General features: G+C 73.3%; 29 protein-coding genes. 16 read left to right on the top strand and 13 right to left on the bottom strand.

Translation table 11 applies throughout. From position 1 onward, the window contains the following. Positions 1-34: 34 nt before the first annotated feature. The 3 genes from GGR88_RS15555 to GGR88_RS14330 form a co-directional block, all read right to left on the bottom strand. A complete protein-coding gene (locus GGR88_RS15555) occupies positions 35-160 on the bottom strand; it encodes a hypothetical protein (RefSeq protein ID WP_280742702.1) in 126 nt (41 codons plus the stop codon). Between the two features lie 306 nt (positions 161-466). After that, positions 467-979: a DUF1993 family protein gene (locus GGR88_RS14335; RefSeq protein ID WP_096611557.1), complete on the bottom strand. Its 513-nt coding sequence runs from the start codon at positions 977-979 to the stop codon at positions 467-469. Positions 980-991: 12 nt separating this feature from the next. After that, entirely contained in the window at positions 992-1903 is a 912-nt protein-coding gene (locus GGR88_RS14330; RefSeq protein WP_096611555.1) for a LysR family transcriptional regulator, read from the bottom strand. 113 nt (positions 1904-2016) lie between these two features. On the opposite strand from GGR88_RS14330, the gene GGR88_RS14325 reads away from it, so the two are divergent. The 8 genes from GGR88_RS14325 to GGR88_RS14290 all read left to right on the top strand — a co-directional run bounded on the left by GGR88_RS14325 (position 2017) and on the right by GGR88_RS14290 (position 8553). Next, on the top strand, positions 2017-2595 hold the full coding sequence (locus tag GGR88_RS14325; RefSeq protein ID WP_096611553.1) for a carboxymuconolactone decarboxylase family protein: 579 nt from the start codon (positions 2017-2019) through the stop codon (positions 2593-2595). A gap of 160 nt (positions 2596-2755) precedes the next feature. Continuing rightward, positions 2756-3433 carry a peroxiredoxin-like family protein gene (locus tag GGR88_RS14320; protein WP_245197207.1) on the top strand — a complete coding sequence of 226 codons (678 nt, stop codon included), beginning with the start codon at positions 2756-2758 and terminating at the stop codon, positions 3431-3433. Further along, positions 3430-4365 carry a DMT family transporter gene (locus tag GGR88_RS14315; protein WP_167956336.1) on the top strand — a complete coding sequence of 312 codons (936 nt, stop codon included), beginning with the start codon at positions 3430-3432 and terminating at the stop codon, positions 4363-4365. The genes GGR88_RS14320 and GGR88_RS14315 overlap by 4 nt, the downstream gene beginning before the upstream one ends. Before the next feature lie 2 nt (positions 4366-4367). After that, positions 4368-5045: a peroxiredoxin-like family protein gene (locus GGR88_RS14310; protein WP_096611551.1), complete on the top strand. Its 678-nt coding sequence runs from the start codon at positions 4368-4370 to the stop codon at positions 5043-5045. A 35-nt stretch (positions 5046-5080) separates the two neighbouring features. After that, the gene (locus GGR88_RS15445; RefSeq protein WP_217991001.1) at positions 5081-5989 is read left to right on the top strand and encodes an enoyl-CoA hydratase/isomerase family protein; all 909 of its coding nucleotides are present in this window, start codon (positions 5081-5083) and stop codon (positions 5987-5989) included. Beyond that, the gene (locus tag GGR88_RS14300) at positions 5986-6792 is read left to right on the top strand and encodes an SDR family NAD(P)-dependent oxidoreductase (protein ID WP_096611549.1); all 807 of its coding nucleotides are present in this window, start codon (positions 5986-5988) and stop codon (positions 6790-6792) included. Before GGR88_RS15445 ends, GGR88_RS14300 begins: the two co-directional genes overlap by 4 nt. Positions 6793-6826: 34 nt before the next feature. Beyond that, positions 6827-7933, top strand: coding sequence for an NADH:flavin oxidoreductase/NADH oxidase (locus GGR88_RS14295; RefSeq protein ID WP_167956334.1), 1107 nt, complete (start codon positions 6827-6829; stop codon positions 7931-7933). Further along, positions 7930-8553, top strand: coding sequence for a glutathione S-transferase family protein (locus GGR88_RS14290; RefSeq protein WP_096611545.1), 624 nt, complete (start codon positions 7930-7932; stop codon positions 8551-8553). The genes GGR88_RS14295 and GGR88_RS14290 overlap by 4 nt, the downstream gene beginning before the upstream one ends. Before the next feature lie 336 nt (positions 8554-8889). Here the strand turns inward: GGR88_RS14290 and GGR88_RS14285 are convergent, their stop codons facing one another. Continuing rightward, entirely contained in the window at positions 8890-9330 is a 441-nt protein-coding gene (locus tag GGR88_RS14285) for a CBS domain-containing protein (RefSeq protein WP_167956332.1), read from the bottom strand. 309 nt (positions 9331-9639) lie between these two features. Here GGR88_RS14285 and GGR88_RS14280 point away from each other — a divergent pair, with 309 nt between their 5' ends. Beyond that, the gene (locus GGR88_RS14280) at positions 9640-10950 is read left to right on the top strand and encodes an SAM-dependent methyltransferase (RefSeq protein WP_096611541.1); all 1311 of its coding nucleotides are present in this window, start codon (positions 9640-9642) and stop codon (positions 10948-10950) included. Beyond that, the gene (locus GGR88_RS14275; RefSeq protein WP_096611539.1) at positions 10950-11717 is read left to right on the top strand and encodes an alpha/beta hydrolase family protein; all 768 of its coding nucleotides are present in this window, start codon (positions 10950-10952) and stop codon (positions 11715-11717) included. Before GGR88_RS14280 ends, GGR88_RS14275 begins: the two co-directional genes overlap by 1 nt. Here GGR88_RS14275 and GGR88_RS14270 read toward each other — a convergent pair. The 8 genes from GGR88_RS14270 to GGR88_RS14235 all read right to left on the bottom strand — a co-directional run bounded on the left by GGR88_RS14270 (position 11696) and on the right by GGR88_RS14235 (position 17371). Continuing rightward, positions 11696-12307 (bottom strand): DedA family protein, encoded by a 612-nt coding sequence (locus GGR88_RS14270; protein ID WP_096611537.1) that lies wholly within the window; start codon positions 12305-12307, stop codon positions 11696-11698. The genes GGR88_RS14275 and GGR88_RS14270 overlap by 22 nt on opposite strands. Positions 12308-12352: 45 nt before the next feature. After that, positions 12353-12835, bottom strand: coding sequence for a GNAT family N-acetyltransferase (locus GGR88_RS14265; RefSeq protein WP_096611535.1), 483 nt, complete (start codon positions 12833-12835; stop codon positions 12353-12355). Next, on the bottom strand, positions 12832-13647 hold the full coding sequence (locus GGR88_RS14260) for an alpha/beta hydrolase (protein WP_096611533.1): 816 nt from the start codon (positions 13645-13647) through the stop codon (positions 12832-12834). The genes GGR88_RS14265 and GGR88_RS14260 overlap by 4 nt, the downstream gene beginning before the upstream one ends. Continuing rightward, on the bottom strand, positions 13634-14401 hold the full coding sequence (locus GGR88_RS14255; protein WP_096611531.1) for a molybdopterin-binding protein: 768 nt from the start codon (positions 14399-14401) through the stop codon (positions 13634-13636). The genes GGR88_RS14260 and GGR88_RS14255 overlap by 14 nt, the downstream gene beginning before the upstream one ends. After that, on the bottom strand, positions 14398-15264 hold the full coding sequence (locus GGR88_RS14250; protein WP_096611696.1) for a cytochrome b/b6 domain-containing protein: 867 nt from the start codon (positions 15262-15264) through the stop codon (positions 14398-14400). The genes GGR88_RS14255 and GGR88_RS14250 overlap by 4 nt, the downstream gene beginning before the upstream one ends. Before the next feature lie 118 nt (positions 15265-15382). Beyond that, positions 15383-16141 carry a DUF1223 domain-containing protein gene (locus tag GGR88_RS14245; RefSeq protein ID WP_245857546.1) on the bottom strand — a complete coding sequence of 253 codons (759 nt, stop codon included), beginning with the start codon at positions 16139-16141 and terminating at the stop codon, positions 15383-15385. Between the two features lie 109 nt (positions 16142-16250). Further along, positions 16251-16982 carry a cytochrome c biogenesis CcdA family protein gene (locus tag GGR88_RS14240; RefSeq protein ID WP_096611527.1) on the bottom strand — a complete coding sequence of 244 codons (732 nt, stop codon included), beginning with the start codon at positions 16980-16982 and terminating at the stop codon, positions 16251-16253. Then, positions 16979-17371: a thioredoxin family protein gene (locus GGR88_RS14235; protein ID WP_096611525.1), complete on the bottom strand. Its 393-nt coding sequence runs from the start codon at positions 17369-17371 to the stop codon at positions 16979-16981. Before GGR88_RS14235 ends, GGR88_RS14240 begins: the two co-directional genes overlap by 4 nt. A gap of 272 nt (positions 17372-17643) precedes the next feature. Between GGR88_RS14235 and GGR88_RS14230 the strand changes: the two genes are divergently transcribed. Both GGR88_RS14230 and GGR88_RS14225 read left to right on the top strand, forming a co-directional pair. Then, positions 17644-17847 carry a hypothetical protein gene (locus GGR88_RS14230; RefSeq protein WP_096611523.1) on the top strand — a complete coding sequence of 68 codons (204 nt, stop codon included), beginning with the start codon at positions 17644-17646 and terminating at the stop codon, positions 17845-17847. 90 nt (positions 17848-17937) lie between these two features. Beyond that, complete coding sequence (locus tag GGR88_RS14225; RefSeq protein ID WP_096611521.1) at positions 17938-18375, top strand: hypothetical protein; 438 nt, start codon at positions 17938-17940, stop codon at positions 18373-18375. A 213-nt stretch (positions 18376-18588) separates the two neighbouring features. On the opposite strand, the gene GGR88_RS14220 is transcribed toward GGR88_RS14225, so the two are convergent. Next, positions 18589-19542 (bottom strand): LysR substrate-binding domain-containing protein, encoded by a 954-nt coding sequence (locus GGR88_RS14220; protein WP_342449820.1) that lies wholly within the window; start codon positions 19540-19542, stop codon positions 18589-18591. A 120-nt stretch (positions 19543-19662) separates the two neighbouring features. On the opposite strand from GGR88_RS14220, the gene GGR88_RS14215 reads away from it, so the two are divergent. The 4 genes from GGR88_RS14215 (at position 19663) to GGR88_RS14200 (ending at position 22542) form a co-directional block, all read left to right on the top strand. Beyond that, the gene (locus tag GGR88_RS14215; protein ID WP_096611517.1) at positions 19663-20415 is read left to right on the top strand and encodes an SDR family oxidoreductase; all 753 of its coding nucleotides are present in this window, start codon (positions 19663-19665) and stop codon (positions 20413-20415) included. Positions 20416-20491: 76 nt separating this feature from the next. Then, positions 20492-21274, top strand: coding sequence for an alpha/beta fold hydrolase (locus tag GGR88_RS14210; protein ID WP_096611515.1), 783 nt, complete (start codon positions 20492-20494; stop codon positions 21272-21274). Between the two features lie 96 nt (positions 21275-21370). Next, positions 21371-21697: a putative quinol monooxygenase gene (locus tag GGR88_RS14205; RefSeq protein ID WP_096611513.1), complete on the top strand. Its 327-nt coding sequence runs from the start codon at positions 21371-21373 to the stop codon at positions 21695-21697. Positions 21698-21735: 38 nt separating this feature from the next. Continuing rightward, positions 21736-22542, top strand: a complete 807-nt coding sequence (locus GGR88_RS14200) for an enoyl-CoA hydratase/isomerase family protein (protein ID WP_096611511.1) — start codon at positions 21736-21738, stop codon at positions 22540-22542. The last annotated feature ends 13 nt before the right edge of the window (positions 22543-22555 follow it).

Genomic DNA, 22555 nt, shown 5'->3' with positions numbered 1-22555 from the left:
GGAGGGACGGGAGGGGCGGCCGGGCCGCCCCCGTTCAGGCCATCATGTGGACGAGCGAGGTCCCGACGAGGACCAGCATGCCGATCATGGAGACGGCGGTGCCGACCACCGGCGCGAAGCCGCTGCGATCGAGGACGGGCATCATGGGAAGGTGGGACATGGGTGAGCTCCTTGGGTTGGGAGCCTTCATCTGCGCTTTCGCCTCGCACGCGTGAAATGCCCGTTCCGCATGGGTTCCATGCGCGGCCGGGTTGCCACGCCCGAATCCTGCAGGGTCGGCTTGGCCGGTCGCAGCCGCTGGTGCCGGTTCGAACGCTCGGATCGAGCATCCGAGCGAGTGGCTTGGCACCGCCCGCGAGCCGGACGCCGGCGAGGCGGAGTGATCGGTGGAGTGAACGGTCCACCGCCCACGTCCAGCCCGGCTCCGCAGCGACGAGCTCGGAGTCCCGAGCCGGCGCGCGCGCCTTTATGCTGGGCGCGGTCGCGAATGTCTCTTCATGTGCGGCAGGAAGTCCATCTTGCCCAGCGGCACGCCGGCCTTGCGCAGCAGGGCATAGGCCATCGTCACGTGGAAATAGAAGTTCGGCATGATCCAGTCGCGGATGTCCGCCTCCGCGGACATGACGAAGCGGACGCCGTTCGGCAGCGTGAGATCGACCGTCTCGTCGGCCTCCGCCCATCCGGCCGGTCCGAAGCGCTCGGCCTGGGCGCGGGCCAGGGCGATCCCGTGACGCACGTCCGCAAGCGAGCGGTATGGAGCTTCGTGGAGAGAGGCCTCGGCTCCGCCGACCTGGTTGAGCGCAAGCAGGACCTGGTTCACCGCGACGCGGAACTGCAGCTCCAGCGGGAACATGTCCTCGGTCAGCTTCTCGGACAAAACGTCATCCGTCATACCGGCCGCCTCAGCCCTGCCGGCCAGGTGGTCGAGAGTGCCGAGCATGTCGATGAAGGCCTGCCGAGCGGAAGTGGCGTAAGACATGTCGTGACCTCGTCAGTCTGAGCCGGGAGGTGGACCCCCGCGCTCGCCGAGGAACGCGGCGAGCGCATCTAGAAAGGCGCGCGCCTTACGTGGTGGCCGGCGCCCGCCCGGCATGACCGCGTGCACGTCAATCGGTGGCAGCTCGTAGCCGGCGACCACGCGCCTGAGCTCGCCCGACGCCAGCTCGTCGCGGCACGCGAACAGCGAGGCGGCCGCGACGCCCAATCCCGCGCGCGCCGCCGCGAGCACGCCTTCGACCGACGTCGCCGCCACCCGCGCCTGCAGCCTGACCGAGGTCTCCCCCGTGCCGGCGTGGCGGAACGTCCACACCTCGCCGCCCGACGCCTGGCCGGACAGCACGTCGTGGCCCGTCAGGTCCGACGGCGACCGCGGCTCGCCGCGCCTGGCGACGTAGCCGGGGCTCGCCACAGCGAAGCGCGGCGCGCTCGCCAGCCGCCGAGATACGAAGCTGGAGTCGCCCAGCGGTCCCAGGCGTATCGCGAGGTCCACGCCCTCCTCCACCAGGTCGACCCGCCGGTCCGCCATGAGCAGCGCCACCGTGAGGCCGGGATGCTCCTCCAGGAACGGCCCGAGCGCCGGCACGACCTCGCGCGCGCCGAAGGTGACGGGGGTCGCGACCTTCAACGTGCCCGACAGCGCGTCGGCGCCGCGCGCCGCGTTCTCCGCCTCCTCGACCTCCGCCAGCGCCGTGCGCGCGCGCTCGAGAAGCGCCGTCCCGGCGTCCGTGAGCACCACCTTGCGCGTCGTGCGGGTGAGCAGCTTGACTCCGAGCCTGGCCTCCATCGCGCCGATCATCCGCGACACCGTCGGCTGGGCGTAGCCGGCCTCGCGCCCGGCGCGCGAGAAGCTGCCGGTCTCCGCGACGCGGACGAACAGCTCCAGGTCCTTCAGCCGGTCGCTCATGCGCCGGACGTATATATCATAGAGCCACTCTCCGGCTACTGCGCCGATCGGGGATGGATCATCTGGAGGTCACCGGAGGCGGACGCCGCCGGACCCTTTCAGGAGCCACCCCGATGACCATCGCCTTCCAGTCCTACACCGCCGACACCGCCCCCGAGGCCTCCAAGCCGCTGCTGGCCGGCGTCAAGGCGCAGTTCGGCTTCGTGCCGAACCTGCAGAGCATCATGGCCGAGAGCCCCGAGCTGCTCGCCGCCCACGGCGCGCTGTGGGGCGAGTTCAGCAAGACCACGCTGACCCAGCACGAGCAGCAGGTCGTGTTCATGACCGCGATCTACGAGAACGAGTGCCACTACTGCATGGCCGGCCACACCACGATGGCCAAGATGCAGAAGCTGGGCGACGACGTGATCCAGGCGCTGCGCAACGGCCGCGAGATCGCCGACCCGCGTCTCGAGGCGCTGCACCGCTTCACCACGCTGGTGGTGCGCGACCGCGGCTTCGTGGCGGACGCGGAGGTCCAGGCCTTCCTCGACGCCGGCTTCACCCGCCGCAACGTGCTGGAGGTGGTGCTCGGCGTCTCGATCAAGATCCAGAGCAACTACGTCAACCACCTGGTCGGCACGCCCTACGACGCCTTCATGAAGGGCAACGAGTGGACGAAGCCGGTCGCGGCCGAGCGGCTCGCCGCCTGACGTCCCCCGGGCCGGCGCGGGTCTCCCCCCGCCCGCGTCGGCCACCCCTAGCCCAAGTCCCCCCGCCGGCGCGCTTCCCCCTCGCGCCGGGTGCCCCTGGGCCGGCGCGCCTCCCCCCGCCGCGCCGGCCCACTTTCTCCCGTCCTTCAGGATCGCCGCCATGCCCGCCCACACCCGCCTCGCCGACGAGCTGTCCGCCCTCCGGGCGCACTACGCCGTCCACATGCCCGCGGACATCGCCGCGGCGATGAAGCGCGCCGACGCGGCGCTCGCGGCGTCCGACCTGGTCGGCTCGGCGCTCGCCGCCGGCGAGTTCGCCCCCGACTTCGCGCTGCCGGGCGTCGACGGCGTTCCCATGCGGCTGTCCCGCGCGCTCGCGGACGGACCGGTGATCCTCAGCTTCTACCGCGGCGGCTGGTGCCCCTACTGCAACCTGGAGCTGCGCGCTTACCAGGCGCTGGCCGGCCGAATGGCGGACGCGGGCGTCAGGCTGATCGCGATCTCGCCCGAGCTGCCCGACCACACCGCCGCGACGGTTCGCGACGGCGGCCTCGCCTTCGACGTCGTCAGCGACGTCGGCTCGGAGGTGGCGCGGGCCTACGGCGTCGCGTTCGACCTCGCCGACGAGCTGCGCCCGCTCTACACCCGGCTCGGCCACGCGCTGCCCGACCGGAACGGCGCCGACTGGGTGCTGCCGGTGCCCGCCACCTACGTGGTCGCACCCTCGGGCGAGATCGTGCTCGCCTCGATCGACACCGACTACCGCAGCCGGCTGGAGCCGGCGGACGCGATCGACGCCGCCGCCGCCGCGGCGCCGGGCTGGCGGAGGGCGGCGTGACCGCCGCCGCCCTCCACGCTCCGGCGGCGCGCCGCGCGCCCGACCCGGTCCGCTCGGGCCTGGCCTGGGGCGGCGCCGCCGTCGCGATCTGGGGCGTCTACCTCGCGGTCGCGCGCGCCGGCGTTGCGCACGGTGCCGCGCCGTCCGACCTCGCCTTCCTGCGCTACGCGGTCGCCGGCGTGGCGACGCTGCCCTGGTTCGCGCGGTTCGCGCCGGCGCAGATCCGTCGCCTCGGCTGGGCGCGGATCGCGACACTGGCGGTCCTCGCCGGCCCGCCCTTCGTCCTCGCGAGCGCCGGCGGCTTCCGCCTGGCGCCGCTCTCCCACGGCGCCGTCGTGCAGCCCGGCGCGATCACGGTCGCGGGCCTCGCGCTCGGCGCTCTCCTGCTGGGCGATCGCGTCACACGCGGGCGGCTGGCCGGCGCGGGCGTGATCCTGGCGGGTCTAGCCGTGGTCGCCGGCCCCGGCGCGCTCGCCGGGGGCGCCGCCTCGCTCGGCGGCGACGCGCTGTTCGCGCTCGCCGGCGCCATGTGGGCGGCCTTTGCGATACTCTCCAGGCGCTGGGCGGTCCCGCCGCTCGCCGGCGTCGCCATCATCTCGGTCCTGTCCGCCGCGGTCTACGCGCCCCTCCACCTCGCGACTGCGGGCGTCGGCGGCCTGCTCGCGCAGAGTCCCGCGACCCTCCTCCAGCAGGCGGTCGTGCAGGGGCTGCTCTCCGGGGTGCTCGCCGTGTTCGCCTTCGGCCGAGCGGTCGAGCTGCTCGGCGCCGCCCGCGCCGCCGCCCTGCCGGCGCTCGTGCCCGTAGTCGCCACGCTCGCCGGGATCCCGATCGCGGGCGAGCTGCCGACCCTCTTCCAGATCGCCGGGCTGGCGGTCGTCACCGCCGGCCTCCTCGTCACCCAGACCCGACCCGACCCCCGTCAAGGAGACTGACAATGACCCTGCAAGCCAAGCTCGACGCCTTCAAGGCCGATTTCGAGGCCGGCCGCCCGCCTTACAGCGTGCCGCGCGACGTGATCGACGTAATGCACCGCGCCACCGCCGAGCTGAAGGCGAGCGGCCTCGCCGAGCGCGCGCTGAGCGTCGGCGACCGGTCGCCCGACTTCGCCCTGAAGGACGGCGACGGCCGGGAGGTGCGAATCGCCGACCTGCTCGCCTCGGGTCCGGTGGCGCTCACCTTCTACCGCGGCGTGTGGTGCCCCTACTGCAACATGGAGCTGCAGGCTCTGCAGGAGGCGCTGCCGGAGATCGAGGCGGCGGGCGGCAGCCTGCTCGCGATCTCGCCGCAGTCGGCCCCGAACAGCCGTAAGTCGGCGCGCCAGAACAAGCTGGGCTTCCCGATCTTGAGCGACCCGGGCAACGAGGTCGCGGCCGCCTTCGGCCTGCGCTTCGAGCTGCCGGACTATCTGGTCGAGCTCTATCAGCGGCTCGGGAACGACCTGCCGGCCTTCAACCTCGACCCGTCCTGGACGCTGCCGATGCCGGCGCGGTTCGTGGTCGGGCGCGACGGGCGCATCCTCTACGCCAACGTCGAGCCGGACTACACGCGCCGCCCCGAGCCGGAGGAGCTGCTGCCGGCGCTCCGCGGCGACGCCCTGGCGGCCGCGGCCTGACGGCCTTCCTCCACCCCAACCACCGGAGAACCCCCATGGACCGCATGATCAGGATCGGCGTCGCGTCCTTCGCCCTCACGCTCGGGCTCATCTCGGCCGTCGGACCTGCGCGCGCGCAGGCGCCGGCACCCGTCCGCGCTACGCCCGCCGCCGCGGCCGTCGCCCGCCCCGCCTACTTCGACGCCACGCCCTCGCTGCGAATGGAGCGCGGAGCCGACGGCGTGCTGGTCGTGACATTCAACACCCGCGGCGGCCCGTTCCGCTTCTCGGCGGTCGAGCACGCGGCGTTCGTCGACGCGTTCGCCGCGATCGGCCGCGACCGCGACAACAAGGTTGTTATCCTGACCGGTGCGGGCGGCGACTGGATCGCCGACATCGACTTCGCCAGCTTCGGCGACGTGTCGGACCCGGACCGCTGGAGCCGGGTGCACGACGAGGGCACGCAGGTGCTGGAGAACCTACTCAACATCCGCGTGCCGGTGATCTGCGCGGTCGAGGGCCGCGCCTGGGTCCACACCGAATACTGCCTGACGGCCAACGTGGTCGTCGCCGGGCACGGCGCGACTTTCCACGACGCTCCGCACTTCGCCGGCGGCATCGTGCCCGGCGACGGCATCTTCACCGCCTGGTCCTACTGGGCCGGGCCGGGCCGCGCGCAGGCTTGGCTGCTCAGTCCCGCTCCGATCAGCGCGGAGACCGCGCGCGACTGGGGCGTGGTCGCCGAGGTGACGGCCAAGGGCGGCGCGGTCGCCCGCGCCCGCGAACTGGCCGCGGCCTGGCTTCGCGCGCCCGAGGTGACCCGGCGCGACACCCGCGTCCACTTCGTCCAGCCTCTGAAGGAGCGGATCGCGCGCGAGACCGGCTACGGCCTGGCGCTGGAGGGCGCGAGCGCCGCCGCGCTGGTCAAGGCCGGCCGCGAGCAGACGCGGGAGCAGGGCAAGTGATCGTCGCGGGCAAGCGCGTCGTCGTCACCGGCGGCTCCAGCGGGATCGGCTTCGAGCTGGCCCGGCAGCTGGGCGCGAAGGGCGCGCGACTCCTCCTCACCGGCCGCCGGCCCGACGCGCTCGCGTCCGCCGTCGAGCGGCTCCGCGGCGAAGGCGTCGAGGCGCACAGCCTGCCCGGCGACGTGACCGACGCCGCCGCGCGCGCTGCTCTCGTCGACGGCGCGGAGCGGCTGCTCGGCGGCGTCGACGTCCTCGTCAACAACGCCGGCGGCGTGCGCGCCGGACGGCTGGAGGACACGGGTGAGGACGAGCTGCGCGCGATGATCGAGGTCGACCTGCTAGCACCCATCCTGCTCACCCGCGCCCTGCTGCCGGCGCTGCGCGCGTCGGGCGACGGGCTGGCCGTCAACGTCGCGTCCGGCATCGCGCAGATGGGCGTGCCCTTCTACGCGGGCTATGCCGCCGCCAAGGGCGGGCTGTGGCGCTTCGGCGAGGCGCTCAGGCGCGAGCTGAAGGGCGAGGGCGTCCACGTCCTCACCGTCTTCCCGGGCGCGACCGACACGCCGATGATGAGCAGCAACCACGCCGGCGCGGACCTCGGCTTCGGCCTGCAGCCCGTCGCCGACGTGGTCGGCTCGATCGTCGACGGCATCGAGTCCGACGCGTTCGAGGTGGTGCGCGGCGGCGAGGCGCGCGCCGCCACCCTCGACCTCAACCGGACCGACCCCGCCGCCGTGGACGCCCGCTTCCTCGACATGAAGCCGCGGCTCGAAGCCGCCGTCCGCGACCACTCGGCCCTCTGACCGCCGAGAGGCGACGATTCACAAGGAGCATGCGATGCCCGCCCTGTTCACCCCCTTCGACCTCGGCCCGGTGCGGCTGTCCAACCGGATCGTCGTCTCGCCCATGTGCCAGTATTCGGCGGATGACGGCTCCGCCTCCGACTGGCACCTCCAGCACCTGCCGGCGCTGGGCATGGGCGGGGCCGCTCTCGTGATGACCGAGGCGACGCACGTCGAGCGCCGCGGCCGCATCACGCACGGCTGCCTAGGCCTCTACTCGGACGCCAACGAGGCGGCGCTCGCCTGCGCGCTCGCCGTCGCCCGCCGCTTCGCGCCGGAGGGGACGCGCTTCGGCGTCCAGCTCGCGCACTCGGGCCGCAAGGGCTCGATCTCGCGGCCCTGGGAGGGCGGCAGGCCGCTGGCGGCCGACGCCGATCCATGGACGACGGTCGCGCCGTCGGCGGTGCCCTTCGCGGAGGGCTGGCCCGCGCCCGAGGCGCTGGACGAGGTCGGCATCGGCCGGATCGTCGACGCCTTCGCGCAGGCCGCCGAGCGCGCGGTGCGGATCGGCTTCGACGTGGTCGAGCTGCACGCCGGCCACGGCTACCTGCTGCACCAGTTCCTCTCCCCGATCTCGAACCGTCGCGACGACGCCTGGGGCGGTAGCCCGGAGAACCGCTCGCGGCTGCTGCGCGCGATCGCGGCCCGCGTCCGACCGCTGCTCGGCGACCGCGTCGCGCTGGGTGTGCGCCTCACCACGACGGACTGGCAGGAGGGCGGAGTCGACACCGCCGACGCGGTCGCGTGGGCGCGCGAGCTGAAGGCTGCGGGGGTCGACTACGTCGACGCGACCGGCGGCTTCGTCGTGCCGCCGTCCGGCATCCCGTTCAGCCCCGGCTACCAGGTCCACCTCGCCGAGCGGGTCAGGCGCGAGGCGGGGATCGCGACGCGCGCCGTCGGCGGCATCGCCTCGCCCGCCCAGGCCGAGGCGATCGTGGCCGAGGGCCGCGCCGACCTGGTCGCGCTCGCCACCGCCTTCCTCGCCGATCCCCGCTGGGGCTGGCGCGCCGCCGACGAGCTCGGCGCAACCCTGTCCTATCCGCCACCCTACGCGCGCGCGAAGGGCGTGCGCGCGTCCGCACGAGAAGGAGCCGTCCGATGATCGAACTCTACGCCTTCGCGACCCCGAACAGCGTCAAGGTGCCCGTCCTGCTGGAGGAGCTGGGCGCGCCCTACGAGTTCCACCAGGTCAACGTCCGCGCCGGCGAGCAGAAGACGCCGGAGCACCTCGCCCGCAACCCGAACGGCAAGGTGCCGGTGATCGTCGACCGCGACGGACCGGGCGGCGAGCCGCTGACCGTCGTCGAGTCGGGCGCGATCATGGTCTACCTCGCCGAGAAGTTCGGCCGGTTCATCCCCGCCGACCCGGTGGCCCGCGTGCGCTGCTTCGAATGGCTGATGTTCCAGGCGGCCGGCCTGGGGCCGATGTTCGGCCAGTCGGGCTACTTCCTGAAGCTCGCGCCCGAGAAGGTGCCGGCCGCCATCGACCGCTTCCACGCCGAGGCGAAGCGCAACATGCGCGTGCTCGACGGCAGGCTCGCCGAGGCGGAGTGGCTGGCGGGCGACGAGTACTCGATCGCCGACATGGCCACCTTCGGCTGGATATGGCGCCGCGCGTTCGCGGAGGTGGACTTCTCCGAGGCGCCGAACGTCGAACGCTGGTTCGGCGCGATGGAGGCCCGCCCGGCGATCGGCCGCGCGATCGCGGCGATCGGGGGCTGATGCTGCCTGTAAGGGGGCGGCGCCGCGCCGTCCCCGTCATCGCGTCCGTCCGTCAGGTGACCGCTGGCTCCTGCGAGCACACCTCTACCAGGAAGCCGTCGAGGTCGCCCACGTCGGACACCTTCTGCCCCACGGCTGCACCTGCACGGGCCCGACCGCGACCGCGCCGGCCGCGACGGCCTGGGCGTAGGCCTCTTCCAGCTTATTGACGACGGGGCAGATCTCGACCCTGGCGGCGAGGTCTGACGATGGCCGTCGCCAGGGCGGCGATCCGCCCGACCCCTGCTCGGAATGTGACCCCTCGCGGGGTCGTTTTCCGAGCGGGGTCGGATGCGGTCAGGCGGCCTTCGGCCAGCGCGCGATGTCCATCAGCACCTGGTTCTCCGCCGTCTTCTCCTCCAGCCGAGACTTCAGCACGTCGCCGATGCTGACGATGCCGACCAGGCGGCCCCGGTCGACGACCGGCAGGTGGCGCGCGCGCCGCACCGTCATCAGCCGCATCGCCTCGACGACCGGCGTCTCGGGTGCGACGGTGGTCATCCCGTCCGCCATCAGCGAGCGCACCGGGCGGGTGCCCAGCTCGCCGCCCCAGCGGGCGACGGCGAGCGTGACCTCGCGCTCGGAGATGAGGCCGACGGGGTGACCGTCGATGCCCTCGACCACGAGGGCGCCGACGCCGGCGCCCGCCATCAGCGCGGCGGCCGCGGCGATGGTGGCGCCCGGCGCGATGGACATGACCTCGGCGGACTTCCCGTCGAGGAGCTGCATAACGATCATCGGTGTCACTCCTTGCGCGTCCGGCGGATCCGGCCGCCGGCTCCGCCCGCGCGGATCGCCGCCGGGCGTCCTCCGGCTACGCCTCGCGCCGGCGGCGCGGAAATCGTTTGGCGGCATGGTTTCCATGCGCCCGGCCGGGAGGGTCCGCTCGCCCCTCGAAGGAAGGGCAATGGCGTCCTATCCGCCTGCCTTCACGCGGTCCTAACCCGGCGTCATGAGCGCCTCGACGCACTCCCCGATGCGCCGCCGCGGAGCGGATCGATCCATTCGCGGCGAGCGCCGCCGGGCTCCCGGCCCGGAGTCGCTCGCTTGATCGGCCTGGACGCCCTGCTCCGCCGCGTCGTGGTCGACGGCGAGCTGGTCGTCCACGGGTCCGACGGGCGCACCCGCCGCTACGGCCGGCCGCGGCCTAACCGGCGCCCCGTGGCGGTCAGGTTCGCCAGCCGCCGCGCGGAGCGGGCGGTGGCGCGCAATCCGGCGCTGGGCGCGGGCGAGGCCTTCATGGACGGCGGGCTGGAGATCCTGGAGGGCGACGTGCTCGACCTCCTCGACCTGGTCACCTTCAACCTGCGGTGGGACCGCGACAACCCGACGCGCCGCGCGCTGTGGCGGCACGCCAGGATCGCGGCCCTCTGGGACCAGTGGAACTGGGCGCGGCGGTCCAAGCGCAACGTGGCGCACCACTACGACCTAGACGGCCGCCTCTACGACCTCTTCCTCGACGCGGACCGGCAGTACAGCTGCGCCTACTTCGTCGACCCCGGCGACTCGCTGGAGCGCGCGCAGGCGGCGAAGAAGGCGCACATCGCGGCCAAGCTGGCGCTGGCGCCGGGGCAGCGGGTGCTGGACGTCGGCTGCGGCTGGGGCGGGCTGGCGCTCCACCTCCACGCGGTGGCGGGCGTCGACGTGCTGGGCGTCACGCTGTCGGAGGAGCAGCTGGCGGTCGCACGTGCCCGCGCGGCGGCGGCCGGCGTCGCCGACCGGGTGCGCTTCGAACTGGTGGACTATCGCGCGGTCGAGGGCCGCTTCGATCGGATCGTGTCGGTGGGCATGCTGGAGCACGTCGGCCTGCCCCACTACCGCGCCTTCTTCGACAAGGTCGCCGACCTGCTGACGCCCGACGGCGTCGCGCTGATCCACACGATCGGGCGCGCCGACGGTCCCGGCGCGACCGACCCGTGGACTGCGAAGTACATCTTCCCCGGCGGCTACGCGCCCGCGCTGTCGCAGCTGATGCCCGCGATCGAGCGGAGCTGGCTGTGGGCGACCGACATCGAGACGCTCCGGCTGCACTACGCCTATACGCTGGAGGAGTGGTACGCCCGCGCGGTCGCCGAGCGCGACCGGATCGTGCGGCTCTACGACGAGCGCTTCCACCGCATGTGGCTGTTCTACTTGGCCGGCGCGATCTGCGCGTTCCGCAACGACGGGCACGTCAACTACCAGATCCAGCTGGCGAGGCGGCGCGACGCGCTGCCGATCACGCGCGACTACATGGCCGAGGCCGAGCGCCGCTACCTGTCGGCGCGCGTGGACGTGCCGCCGGCCGGCGCGTTCGACGGCGGGCCGGCGCTCGCGCCCGCTCCCGTGGTCCTCGAGGCCGGCGCGGAGGCGGGCTGATGCCGAGCGAACGGTTCGAGTTCCTCGGCGACCGGGGCCAGCGGCTCGCCGCCCGCCTCGACCGGCCCGACGGTCGCCCGCGCGCGACTGCGCTGTTCGCGCACTGCTTCACTTGCGGCAAGGACGTGCTGGCCGCCTCGCGCATCGCCGGCGCGCTGGTCGGCCACGGCTTCGCCTGCCTGCGCTTCGACTTCACGGGGCTGGGCGCCAGCGAGGGCGAGTTCGGCAACGCGGGCTTCAGCTCCAACGTCGAGGACCTCGTCGCGGCCGCGGCGTGCCTGCGCGAGCGCGGGCAGGTGCCCGAGCTAATGATCGGCCACAGCCTGGGCGGCGCGGCGGTGCTCGCGGCCGCGGCGCACGTGCCGGAGGTCAGGGCGGTGGCGACCATCGGCGCGCCCGCCGAGGTCGACCACGTGCTCCACCAGTTCGGGGCCGGCCTGGAGGCGATCGAGCGCGACGGGTCGGCCGAGGTGGTGCTGGCCGGGCGCACGTTCACCATCTCGCGCTCGTTCGTCGAGGACGCGCGCGCGCACCGCCTCCCCGAGCGCCTCGCGCGCCTCGGCCGAGCGATCCTGGTCATGCACGCGCCGACCGACGCGACCGTGGGCGTCGACAACGCCCGCGCGATCTTCGACGCCGCCCGCCATCCCAAGAGCTTCGTGGCGCTCGACGGGGCCGACCACCTGCTGTCGCGTCCGGCGGACTCGCGCTACGCCGCCGCCGTGATCGCCGCCTGGGCCGAGCGCTACCTCTCGCCGGCGGACTGACCGCGAGGACGACGCGGACGGCGGAGCCGGCGAGCCAGCACCACCGTCGCAGCGAGGGCGAGCGCAGCCCACGCGGCACGGTCCAGCCAGGCGACGGCGCGCGGCGCCCGCGCCGCAAGCGCGACCCCGATACCGACCAGCAGGGAGCACCAGGCGGTGGAGCCCAGCAGCGCGGCCGCGAAGAAGCGACGGAAGCCGAGCCGCGCGGCGCCGGCCGGCAGGCATACCAGCGCGCGGGCGACGGGTAGCGCGCGGCTGAGCAGGACGGCGCGGGCGCCGCACCTGCGGAACCAGGCGACCGCGCGGTCGAGGGTCGACGGCGCGACGCCGAACCGCCGGCCGTGCATCGCGACCCAGCGCCGGCAGCGCCGGTGGCCGACGCGTCGGCCGACGGAGTACCAGAACACGGCGCTCGCCTGGTGCGCGGCGACGCCCGCGGCCGTGACCGCGACCAGCCCGCCCGGGCTCGGACCCGCGACCGCGCCTGCCATCGGCAGCACGATCTCGGAGGGGACCGCGCCCAGCAGGACGAGGAGGAAAACGGCCGGGGCGCCGTGCGCCGCGATCAGAGCCGTGAAGGAGGTCGGCACCTCAGGCGCCGCGGCGGCGCGGTCCCGCGCGGGACGGCCAGCGCGTCACGCGCCGCCGCCGAGCGCCTTGCGGAAGACGACCTTGTCCTCGCCCGCCTGGTAGAAGTCGCGGATGCGCGCCTCCTCGTCGTAGCCGAGCCCGCGGTAGAAGGCGCGCGTGCGCTCGAACTCCGGCAGGCCCGACGTCTCGACCAGCAGGATGCGTTGCCCGGATTCGGCCAGCAGTCGCTCGGTCTCGGCCATCATCGCCGCGCCGACGCCCGCGCCCTGGCGGACCGGGTCGACCGCGATCAGCAGCATATTCCACGTGCCCTCGGTCATCCGCTCGGGAGCGCAGTAGCCGACGGAGATCGGGCCGGCGTCGCCGTCGACCGTCAGCCAGAACTCGCCCGTCCCGGCGCGCCCGTCGAGGAAGGGCGCGACCATGCCGTCGAGCATGTCCGACGGGAACAGGCCGACGCCGTCGATGACGCGCCTGAGCCCCGGGAGGTCGTCGCGCACCGCCGGTCGGATCGTGACGGCGGTCACGGCAGCTTGTCCAGGAAGGCCATCGCCGTCCGCCAGTTCTCCTCCGCCCCCGTCGGGTTCCGGGCGGGGATGAGCGTGGAGCTGCCGTGGACGCCGGCGCGGGGCGTGGACTGCACCTTCGTCCGCGCGGGCGAGGCGGCGAGGATGGCGCGGGCGGCCGCGACCTCGGCGGGGTCGCTGGCGGACGTGACGTAGGTCGGCGCGGCCACCTTCGCCGCCGCGATCCGAACGACGTCGGGCGCGTCCAGGTATTCGCCCGGCGAGAAGGCGAGCACCGCGGCGACCTCGCCCGGGTGCCGGGCGGCGACCCGGAACGCGAGCGCGGCCGAGTAGCTGCTGCCCCAGAGCACGATCGGCAGCCGGCGGGTCCGCGCCCAGGCGAACGCCGCCTCCAGGTCGCGCTCGGCCTCGGCGTAGCTGGCGGAGCGGCCCAGCCTCGCCACGGTCTCGTTGCGACCGAACAGGTCGCCGCCCGATCGCTGGTCGATCGCGAGCGTCTCGTAGCCGGCCGCGTTCAGCCGGGGCGCGACCGTGGCGTATTCGCCCCTGCCCGAGCCCGCCTGGTGGAAGAGCAGGATCAGCGCCCTGGGATCGGCCGCCTCGCCGTGCGCTGCGGAGATCGCGACGCCGTCGGCGGCCCGCAGGAGCGTGGGCGCGGTCGTCGCGGTCGGGGAAGTGGCGTCGGTGGTCGTGGCGTTCGTCGTCGCGACGCCCGTGGTCGTGGTACCCGCGCCCGCTCGACCGCCGTCGCCGCATCCCGCGACGAGCGTCGCCGCGGCCAGCGCGGCGGCGAGGGCCCTATATGCCCGCATACCAGGCATAGTCGCCGGAATCCTCCCAGTAGCCGCCCTTGCCGCCGCCGATGTGGGCGAGGCTGTTCACTGCCTCGACCCGCATCACGTATTTCGCCTGCTTGTAGCCGAGCTGGCGCTCGACCCTGAGCCTCAGCGGCGCGCCGTTGGTGACCGGCAGGGCCCGGCCGTTCAGCGCCCAGGCGAGGATGGTCTGCGGGTGGTGGGCGTCGATGAGGTCGACGCTCTCGTAGTACTTGCCCGGTCCGTAGTCGTCGGCGCAGTGGAAGACGATGTAGCGCGCCTGCGGCAGCAGGCCCGCCTGGTTCAGCAGGAGCCTGAGCGGCACGCCCGTCCACTGGCCGATGGCGCTCCACCCCTCGACGCAGTCGTGCCGCGTGATCTGGCTGCGCCTGGGCATGGCCTGCAGCTGCGGGAGCGACATCGACAGCGGCCGGCGCACCAGCCCGTCGACCCGCAGCCGGTAGTCGGCGAAGCCGTTCGCGACCATCGCCTGGTAGTCGGTCGCGGTCGGGTTCGTGACGCCGTTGCCGCGGAACACCGGCGACAGGTCGGCAGCGGTGAACTCGCGCGCGAGGGCGTCGCGGGCGGAGACCAGTCGCGTGAAGTCCATCGTCAGCCGCTCGGACCCCTCGACGAAGCCGCGGAAGGCCGGCGTGGCGGCGACCCGGTCGCATCCGGTCAGGAGGAGCCCGCCGCCGGCGAGGCCGAGCGAGCCGACCAGTCGGCGGCGGGTCATGGTGGGCGTGATCATGCGGTCTGCTCCTCGCGCGCGCGCGGCCCGGCTCCGGGACCCTCGGCCCCGTGGCCCTTCACCTCGCGGACGTGCAGCCAGCCGGTGATCATGGACCTGATCTCGTTGATCGGGCCGGCGAGCACGACCAGCAGGAGGTGGACGACGATGAACGCGGCGAACCCGGCGGCGCAGACGAAGTGGATCGAGCGCGCCGACTGGCGCCCGCCGAACAGGTCGAGCAGCCACGGGAAGGCGGCGTCGAACGCCGGCGACATCGTCATGCCGGTCAGGATGACGAGCGGCAGCAGCACGAACAGCACCAGGCCGTAGGTGAGCTTCTGGAGGATGTTGTACTGCCCGGGCTCGTCGCCGTGGAAGCGGAGCTTGAGGTGGTCGACGACGTCCTTCCACAGGTGCCGCGGCGCGAGCTCGTGCCGCTTCGGCAGCAGGTCGCGGCGGACATGGCCGTTGACGAGGCTGACCAGCGCGTATCCGATCGTCGCCAGCACGAAGATCCAGGCGAAGGACAGGTGCCAGCGCCGCGCGCCGGCCAGGCTGTAGCCCGACGGGATCGTCGCCCAGTGCGGGAACGCGTGCGTGTTGATCGAGCCGTTCGGATTGGTGGAGCGGCCGAGCACGCCGGTCGTCGGGATGTCGATGGACCGCCCCAGCAGCAAGTGGCCACCGCCCTCGGGCGTCGGCCCGATCCAGAGCCACGGCGTGTCCATGTTCGCGCCGTACTCGCCCCAGTAGAGCCGCGGGTGCGCGTTGAAGATCATCAGCCCGCTCATCAGCATGACGATCAGCGCGATCGCGTTGGTCCAGTGCCACAGGCGCGTCGAGACGCGGTGGCGGTAGATGCGGTGCGGCTTGGACGCCATCGGCGACGGCGGCGTCAGCGCGTCGGCGAGGTCGCCCATCCCCGCCGCGGTTGGCTCGTCCGCGTTGGCGAGCTCCGCGTCGGGCGCGCTCCACGGCTTCTCCGCCCCGGTCATCGCCTCAGATCCTCCGCGCGGCGGTGATCGGTCCGCCCTTGCCCTGCTGCACCAGCACGGCCGTGCGGAGTCCCGGCTCGCCGGCGGCAGGCAGCGCGAAGCGGACCGCCGCCCCCGACCAGTTGCCGAGGTGCACCAGCTGCCGCACGACGTCGCGGTGGGGCAGCGTCCGCCCGCCGTTCTCGCCGGCGTTGATCGCGACCTGGCGGACCTTCGGATCGTAGCGGACGAGCCAGACGGTCGACGCCGCGCCCCTGCCGGCGGCGAGCGCAACCGCGTCGGGCGACGCCGTGATGGCCGGTCCGCCGCGAGGCGACCCCGCCGCCTGGATGGCGGCGGCCAGCTGGGCGGCGTTGGCGCCGACCACGGTGGTCCGGCCGCCGTTGATGACGACCTGGGGCGTCGCGACCTGGCCGCGCCCGGCGGCGCGGGCGTAGTCCCACTGCCGCGCGGTGTATTGCGGCTTGGCGAAGCTGTCCGTCCAGCCGAGCTGGTCCCAGTAGGTGACGCCGAAGGAGAGTGCGAGCACCTCGGGGCGGTCGGCGATCGCGTTCACGTTCGCATTGGCCGGCGGGCACGAGGAGCAGCCCTGGCTCTGGTAAAGCTCGACCACCACCGGGGCGCCGGCCGTGGCCGAGGCGATCCGCGGCGCCGGCGCGGCGGCCCGCGCCTCGCGCGTCGGCTGCGACGTGGCCGCGCCGCAGGCGGCGAGCAGGAGCGGCGCGAGCGGAGCGACGCGGGAGAGGATCGGGCGTTGGGGCACGGAACGGGACTCCGGGTTCAGGGTGGCGAGGATGCGGTGCGTCGGCGCCGACGTGAAGAGCCCGCGCGCGCATGATGTCGATAGCCCGCGTGCATGGCCGGGCCGGGGATCAGTAGGCGGTGGTGAGCCGGACGAGCCAGTCGGGCGAGACGCCGACCAGCGCGGCCTCGATCGCATGGTCGAACCCGGTCGCGATCGCCGCGCCGAGCGGCAGCAGGGCGACGCCGAGCGCGCGCCGCCCGGCCCTGCCGCCGGCGAGGAGCGGCGTCCGCAGTCGCGCGATCGTCGCCTGCGTGGCGGTCCCGACGAGCAGCAGCGGCAGCGCCGCGCCGATCGCGAAGACGGTCATGGTCGTCGCTACTGCGCCGAGGTCCTGGCCTCGGCCCGCGAGCACCGTCGCCGCGCCGAGCGTCGGGCCGACGCAGGGCGACCAGGCCACTCCGAGGAGCAGACCGAGCGCGAACCGGCCCGGCGTGCCGCGGATCGCCAGCCGGTCGGCGCGCGCCGACGCCCAGCGGGACGCGGGCGCGAGTGCCCGCTCCAGCGCGTGCTCGGCGCCGGGAAGGAGTAGCGTCAGCGCCACGGCGGAGATTGCGATGCCGAGCAGGGGGCGCGCCGCGCCACCCGCCAGGCCGGCGGCGGCGCCGCTCGTGGCCAGCAGCAGGCCCGCGCCCGTGAAGGAGGTGACCACCCCCGCGGCCAGTGCCGCCGGGCCGCTCCGCCCGTCGCGTCCGGCCGATCCGAGGACGATGGGGAGCAGCGGCAGCACGCAGGGGGAGAGGAAGGTGAGCAGCCCGGCGAGGAAGGCGAGCGGGAGGCTGAGCCCGGCCGGCCCGGTCATTTGAGCGCCTCCGCCGCCATGGCGCGGATCGCGGCAGGGTCGGTGACGCCGGTGGAACGATCGATCTCGCGTCCCTTGCGCCAGACGATCAGCGTGCTCTGTTGCCGCGCGCCGAGCGCGAGCCGCTCGACCTCCTGCCGGTCGAAGTCGATGCGGAACACCTTCAATTGCCGGAACGCCGGTTCGCGGGTGAGGGCGAAGACGGTCGGCGCCTGGGCGCGGCAGGTCGGGCACCAGTCCGCGTGGACGTGCACCAGTATCGGCTCGCCCCGCTCCCGCGCGGCCTGGAAGGCGGGGACGGAGAAGGACGGCACCGGGGCGACCGGGGCGGCCGAGCAGCCGGCGAGTGCGAGGAGGAGCGCGGCGGCGGGGCGTGGGAGGAGGCGCATCGTTCTGGTGTCCGTCGCGGGTTCGTGCGGCGGGACGTCTACTCGCGCCGCCCAGGGCCGCCCAATGCGCGTCGCCCATGCTTTCGATAGCCGCAGCCCTCGACGCCCGCCGCCGCCTCCCGCGACCCGGCGCGACGGCTTGTTGGGTGGGATGTTCGGGTCGCCAGGGCCGACCTGGCCGCGGCGGACGCGCGGGATTGCAAGCCGTTCCGTTTTCGTTCTAGCTGGCGCGGCGCCGCGGCTGCGGCGATTCGACACCGCTGGAGTGAGGGATGCAGCACGACCTGCAGCTGCGCGCGGCCGCGCGCGCCATCTACGACGCCTGCTACCCGTCGGACGAGTGGGCGCCCGTCGGCTTCGACGAGGCCGAGCGCTTCCGGACCGTCCACTACCGTCAGGCCGTCGGCGCGGCCCTGCAGGCCCGGTCCGTCCTGGCGGCGCGGGGCGAGCAGCTGTCCCTCCCCGCCCTCGCCTGACCGCACGGCGTGGTCGGCCCGCCCAGGAACCTCTCCGACCTGCATCGCATAGAGGCCCAGGTCCGCGTCGCGTGCCGGAGCTGCAGGGCCGTGGAGGTGTGGGATCTGGGCGCGCTGATCGACGAGGTGCGCCGCAACGGGGGCAACACCGACTGGCGGGCGGCGCGCCGCTCGATCAGGTGCCCGAAGCGTTGCCCGTCGCCGCTGATCGACCTGCTGCCGATCCCCTACAGCAGGCAGCGCGCGCGCCGCAGAGAGCGGCGGTCGACGCTCGTCAACCTGTCACTCGGCATACTGCGCGAGGCGGCCGGCCGCTCGGCGCGGGAGGCGGTGGGGACCATCGAGGTCCGGCTCGCGCTGCACGTCCTGCGGCCCTTCGTGCGCGACCAGCGGCTCCTGAACGAGTTCTGGCGGTCGGCCACGATCGAGCCGCGGCACCCGTGGACGAGCTGCCATCTGTCCTACCGGGCGATCGCCCGGAGGCTGGTCGAGGGCGGGGCGGAGGTGGACGAGGCGAACCGGCCGTGACCGTTCGGATCGTCCTCGGTGTGCCGGTTCAGCAACCCCTGGAATGTAAAAAGCGACCGCGATCGCCTTTTACAGCGGCAGGGCTGACCCGAATGCGATGTCCAGGCCTGCCTAGCCGCTCCCCGATGCGGCGTCTGTTTAGACGGCGAGACGCAGGCGGAGCTTACGCTTCGGTGCCGTGCGTCGTGCAACAGCGCGACTATCATCTTCGGACTATGGTGTTAGCTCGGACGCCTTTCGAGCCACTTCATCAGCCTGTTTCCAGTCTCCGAATGCAAGCAGGCCGCTTCGGAACGTCGCCGCCAGATGGTCGATGAAGGCGCGCACCGCTGGCGGCAAGCCGCGACGCGTCGTGAAGACCAGGTGCACGATGCCCTCCTGCGCGTGCCAGCCGGGGAAGAGCCGCACGAGCCGGCCCTCATCGAGATCGGGCCAGCAGACGTGGTCCGGCAGCAGCGCCACGCCGAGGCCGGCCGCCGCCGCCGCCCGCAGCGCGCCGAACTCCTCGCACCTGACCCGCGGCTCATGTCGTAAGTCATACGTTGCATCGTCGGGTCCGACCAGGTTCCAGGTCACCGGCCCGGCCAGGTCGGTCGAGCTCAGCGTCGGCAGCCCCTCCAGCGCGTCGATGTGTGGACCGACGTTCCGCGCGAACTCCGGTCCTGCGACCAGGATGCGGCGGGAGCGGGTCAGCGTCCGCATGGTCAGCGAGGCGTCGCTCTCGACGCTGGCGCGCACGCGGAGCGCGACGTCGATGCGCTCGCGGATCAGGTCGACGCCGCGGTCGGTCGCGACGATCTGGAGGGCGACCTTCGGGTGTCGCTTCAGAAACTCGGCCAGGCTGGGCGAGAGCGGTTCGATCAGACCGTGAGGGCAGCTGAAGCGCACCTGACCCTGCGGCTCGGCGAGCGCCTCCGCCGTCACCGCCCGGGCGCGCTCGACCTCCAGCAGGATGACGCGGCACTGCTCGTACAACGTTTGACCAACCTCCGTGACTCTGAAGCGGCGCGTCGACCGCTCGATCAGGCGAACGCCCAGACGCTCCTCAAGACGCGCGACGCGCCGGCTGAGCTTCGACTTGGGTACCTGCATCGCCCGGCCGGCAGGCGCGAAGCCACCATGTTCGACCACACTCGCGAACAGCACGTAGTCGTCGAGGTCGCTCACCAGGGCATCGTCCTATCGCTGGAACGCAGAGTGGCCGTTTCGACCACTACTGTCGACATCGTCCCGGCAACAGATCCTCACGGCAACGGGCAGCTGCCCGGCGGAACAAGGAGAACGACGGTGACGGGACGGCTCACGGACAAGGTCGCGGTGGTGACCGGCGGCACGACGGGGATCGGCCTGTCGGTCGCGACGCGCTTCGCGGCCGAGGGTGCCGCGGTGTTCGTCACGGGACGGCGTCAGGCCGAGCTCGACGGCGCGATCGCCGCGATCGGCCCCGGGGCCGTCGGCGTCCGCGCCGACATGTCGGTCCTAGCCGACATCGACCGGCTCTACGACGCCGTGCGGCAGAGGCACGCCGGGATCGACGTCGTCGTCGCGAACGCCGGCGGCGGCGACTTCGCGCCCCTGGGCGCGGTCACGGAGGAGCAATACGAGCGCACCTTCGGCACGAACGTGAAGGGGACGATCTTCACGGTGCAGAAGGCGCTCCCGCTCCTGGTGGACGGCGCCTCCGTGATCCTCACCGGCTCGACGACCAGCATCAAGGGGACGCCCGCGTTCAGCGTCTACGGCGCGACCAAGGCCGCGGTGCGCAACCTCGCGCGCAGCTGGATGCTCGACCTCAAGGAGAGGCGCATCCGCGTCAACGTCATCAGCCCCGGTCCGGTCGAGACGCCGGGCCTGCTCGGGCTCGCCGCCGACGCCGAGCAGGAGCGGCAGCTGCGCACCGGCCTCGTCGCCTCGGTTCCGCTCGGCCGCCTGGGCCGACCCGAGGAGATCGCCAGCATGGCGCTGTTCCTCGCCTCCGAGGAGGCCAGCTTCGTCAACGGCGCCGAGCTGTTCGTCGACGGCGGCGCGGCCCAGTTCTGACCGCTCGATCTGGGTCGCACGGGGCTGCTCCGGCGGAGCGCCTCGCCTCGTCCGAACCCCACACCAGGAGATCCCCATGTCCAAGCTCGCATCCGCCGCCCTCCTCGCCGGAGCGCTACTCTCCGACGCCGCTCAGGCGCAGGGACCGCGCAAGCCGACGGTGGTGCTGGTCCACGGCGCCTTCGCCGACGCGTCCAGCTGGAACGGCGTGACCGAACGCCTGGTCGGGGACGGCTACACCGTCGTCGCCGCGGCCAACCCGCTGCGGGGCGTCAGGGCCGACGCGCGATACGTGTCGGACATCGTCGCGAGCATAAACGGGCCGGTGGTGCTGGTCGGCCACTCCTATGGAGGCGCGGTGATCTCGGCTGCCGCGAACGCTCATCGGAACGTCAGGTCGTTGGTCTTCGTCGCGGCCTTCGCGCCCGATCGGGGCGAGACGGCGGCGGAACTCGCGGGCAGGTTCCCGGGCGGCACGCTCGGCCAAGCCCTTGCCCCGCCCGTGACGCTCTCCGGCGGCGGCGTCGACCTCTACATCGACCAGGGTAGGTTCCACGCGCAGTTCGCGCACGACCTGCCGGCGGGGCAAGCCGCGGCGATGGCGGCCTCGCAGCGGCCGATCGCGGAAGCGGCGCTGACCGAAGCGGCCGGCGAGCCGGCCTGGAAGGCGCTGCCATCCTGGTTCATCTACGGCAGCGGCGACAGGAACATCCCTGCGGCAGGCCTGGCCTTCATGGCGAAACGCGCGGGAGCGAGGAGGACGGTCGTCGTGGACGGCGCGTCGCACGTCGTGATGGTGTCCCACCCCCGAGCCGTCGCGGACATCGTCGAGCAGGCGGCCGGGCAGGCTCGGCCATGATCGGCCGAGCCGTTCTCCAACTACCGACCCGACCGCGACGGCGCGCCGACGGACGACGTCGGTTCCTCGACATATTAACATTCAACGGAGCCTGACATGACCGACATACCCGCCCTGCTGGTCGACGCGGCCTACCGCCTGCATCCCGACGACGCAGCCGCCTTCCGCTCGCTCGCGTTGCGCATGGCCGACGTCGCGCGGCGACGGGACGGCTGCGGGTTCGTCAAGGTCACGCAGGATCTCCTCGACCCGACGACCTTCCGGTTCTTCGAAGGCTGGCGAGATCGGCAGGCGCTGGAGGCGCACTTCGGGAGCGACGACTTCCGCAAAATTACGGCGGATGCGGGCGAGCTGCGGATCTTCGAACGCTCGGGCGACACCTACTCGGTCGCGGCCCGAGCGCCGCTCCAGGCACCATCCTGACCCGCACGGTCATTATAGCAAGACAGGAAATCACCTTAATGAAAGCCGTTCGTTTCGATCACGTCGGGGCAGTCGGGCAGATCGTGCTCTGCAGCCCGCCCGATAACAGGCTCGGCCTCCGGTTCGCCGAGGAGTTGCGCGTGGCCGTGCACCGGGCCGGCGGTTCGGGCGTCCGCGCCCTCCTCGTCCGCGCCGAAGGGCCGAACTTCGGCACCGGCGGCGACGTCGTCGCATGGCCGGGCAGGGACGTGAACTGGTTCCACGCGTTCATCGGCGAGGTGAACCACGCGTACAGGGCGTTGGAGGCCTTGCGCGTTCCGACGATCGCCGCGGTGAGGGGCAAGGCGGTGGGCGGGCATTTCGAGCTCGCCCTGCACTGCGACGTCATCGTCGCGGCCGACAGCGCCTCCTTCCATGCGATCGAGGGAAACACGGGCATGGTGCCGCTCGCCGGCGGGCTGCAGCGGCTCGCGGAGCGGATCGGGCGCAGCCGGGCCATCCAGCTCTACCTGCTCGGAGAGCCGATGGCCGGGTCGGAGGCCGGATCGAGCGGACTCGCCAACCTTGTTGTGCCGGACGCGGAGCTGGACGCAACCGCCACCGACTTGGCCGAGCGCCTCGCGGCGGGTCCCACGCAGGCCTATGGCGCGGCGCGCGCGCTGCTGAAGGCCTGGTCCTCCGGCGGCGTCGCGGGGGCGGACGAGCTGATGCTCGACCTCACCATGCGGCTGTTCGACACGGAGGACGCGCAGCGGGCGTTCGCTGCCCTCAAGGAGGAGACCGAGGCCGGCGGCTCAAAGGCGGACTGTGAGGCGAGCGCCCGCATGCGCTTCCTCGGCCGATGACGCCGGATCACAA

It is taken from the genome of Sphingomonas jejuensis (assembly GCF_011927695.1).
In the GTDB taxonomy this organism is placed as follows: Bacteria; Pseudomonadota; Alphaproteobacteria; order Sphingomonadales; family Sphingomonadaceae; genus Sphingomonas_K; species Sphingomonas_K jejuensis.
The sequence above is the reverse complement of the archived record's forward strand: the minus strand, read 5'-3'. Positions and strand labels throughout refer to the sequence as shown.

Coding starts and splice junctions, on each gene's coding strand:
- GGR88_RS15555 (WP_280742702.1), bottom strand. CDS start 160: ATGTCCCACCTTCCCATGATGCCCGTCCTCGATCGCAGCGGCTTCGCG.
- GGR88_RS14335 (WP_096611557.1), bottom strand. CDS start 979: ATGTCTTACGCCACTTCCGCTCGGCAGGCCTTCATCGACATGCTCGGC.
- GGR88_RS14330 (WP_096611555.1), bottom strand. CDS start 1,903: ATGAGCGACCGGCTGAAGGACCTGGAGCTGTTCGTCCGCGTCGCGGAG.
- GGR88_RS14325 (WP_096611553.1), top strand. CDS start 2,017: ATGACCATCGCCTTCCAGTCCTACACCGCCGACACCGCCCCCGAGGCC.
- GGR88_RS14320 (WP_245197207.1), top strand. CDS start 2,756: ATGCCCGCCCACACCCGCCTCGCCGACGAGCTGTCCGCCCTCCGGGCG.
- GGR88_RS14310 (WP_096611551.1), top strand. CDS start 4,368: ATGACCCTGCAAGCCAAGCTCGACGCCTTCAAGGCCGATTTCGAGGCC.
- GGR88_RS15445 (WP_217991001.1), top strand. CDS start 5,081: ATGGACCGCATGATCAGGATCGGCGTCGCGTCCTTCGCCCTCACGCTC.
- GGR88_RS14295 (WP_167956334.1), top strand. CDS start 6,827: ATGCCCGCCCTGTTCACCCCCTTCGACCTCGGCCCGGTGCGGCTGTCC.
- GGR88_RS14290 (WP_096611545.1), top strand. CDS start 7,930: ATGATCGAACTCTACGCCTTCGCGACCCCGAACAGCGTCAAGGTGCCC.
- GGR88_RS14285 (WP_167956332.1), bottom strand. CDS start 9,330: ATGATCGTTATGCAGCTCCTCGACGGGAAGTCCGCCGAGGTCATGTCC.
- GGR88_RS14275 (WP_096611539.1), top strand. CDS start 10,950: ATGCCGAGCGAACGGTTCGAGTTCCTCGGCGACCGGGGCCAGCGGCTC.
- GGR88_RS14260 (WP_096611533.1), bottom strand. CDS start 13,647: ATGCGGGCATATAGGGCCCTCGCCGCCGCGCTGGCCGCGGCGACGCTC.
- GGR88_RS14255 (WP_096611531.1), bottom strand. CDS start 14,401: ATGATCACGCCCACCATGACCCGCCGCCGACTGGTCGGCTCGCTCGGC.
- GGR88_RS14250 (WP_096611696.1), bottom strand. CDS start 15,264: ATGGCGTCCAAGCCGCACCGCATCTACCGCCACCGCGTCTCGACGCGC.
- GGR88_RS14240 (WP_096611527.1), bottom strand. CDS start 16,982: ATGACCGGGCCGGCCGGGCTCAGCCTCCCGCTCGCCTTCCTCGCCGGG.
- GGR88_RS14235 (WP_096611525.1), bottom strand. CDS start 17,371: ATGCGCCTCCTCCCACGCCCCGCCGCCGCGCTCCTCCTCGCACTCGCC.
- GGR88_RS14230 (WP_096611523.1), top strand. CDS start 17,644: ATGCAGCACGACCTGCAGCTGCGCGCGGCCGCGCGCGCCATCTACGAC.
- GGR88_RS14210 (WP_096611515.1), top strand. CDS start 20,492: ATGTCCAAGCTCGCATCCGCCGCCCTCCTCGCCGGAGCGCTACTCTCC.
- GGR88_RS14205 (WP_096611513.1), top strand. CDS start 21,371: ATGACCGACATACCCGCCCTGCTGGTCGACGCGGCCTACCGCCTGCAT.
- GGR88_RS14200 (WP_096611511.1), top strand. CDS start 21,736: ATGAAAGCCGTTCGTTTCGATCACGTCGGGGCAGTCGGGCAGATCGTG.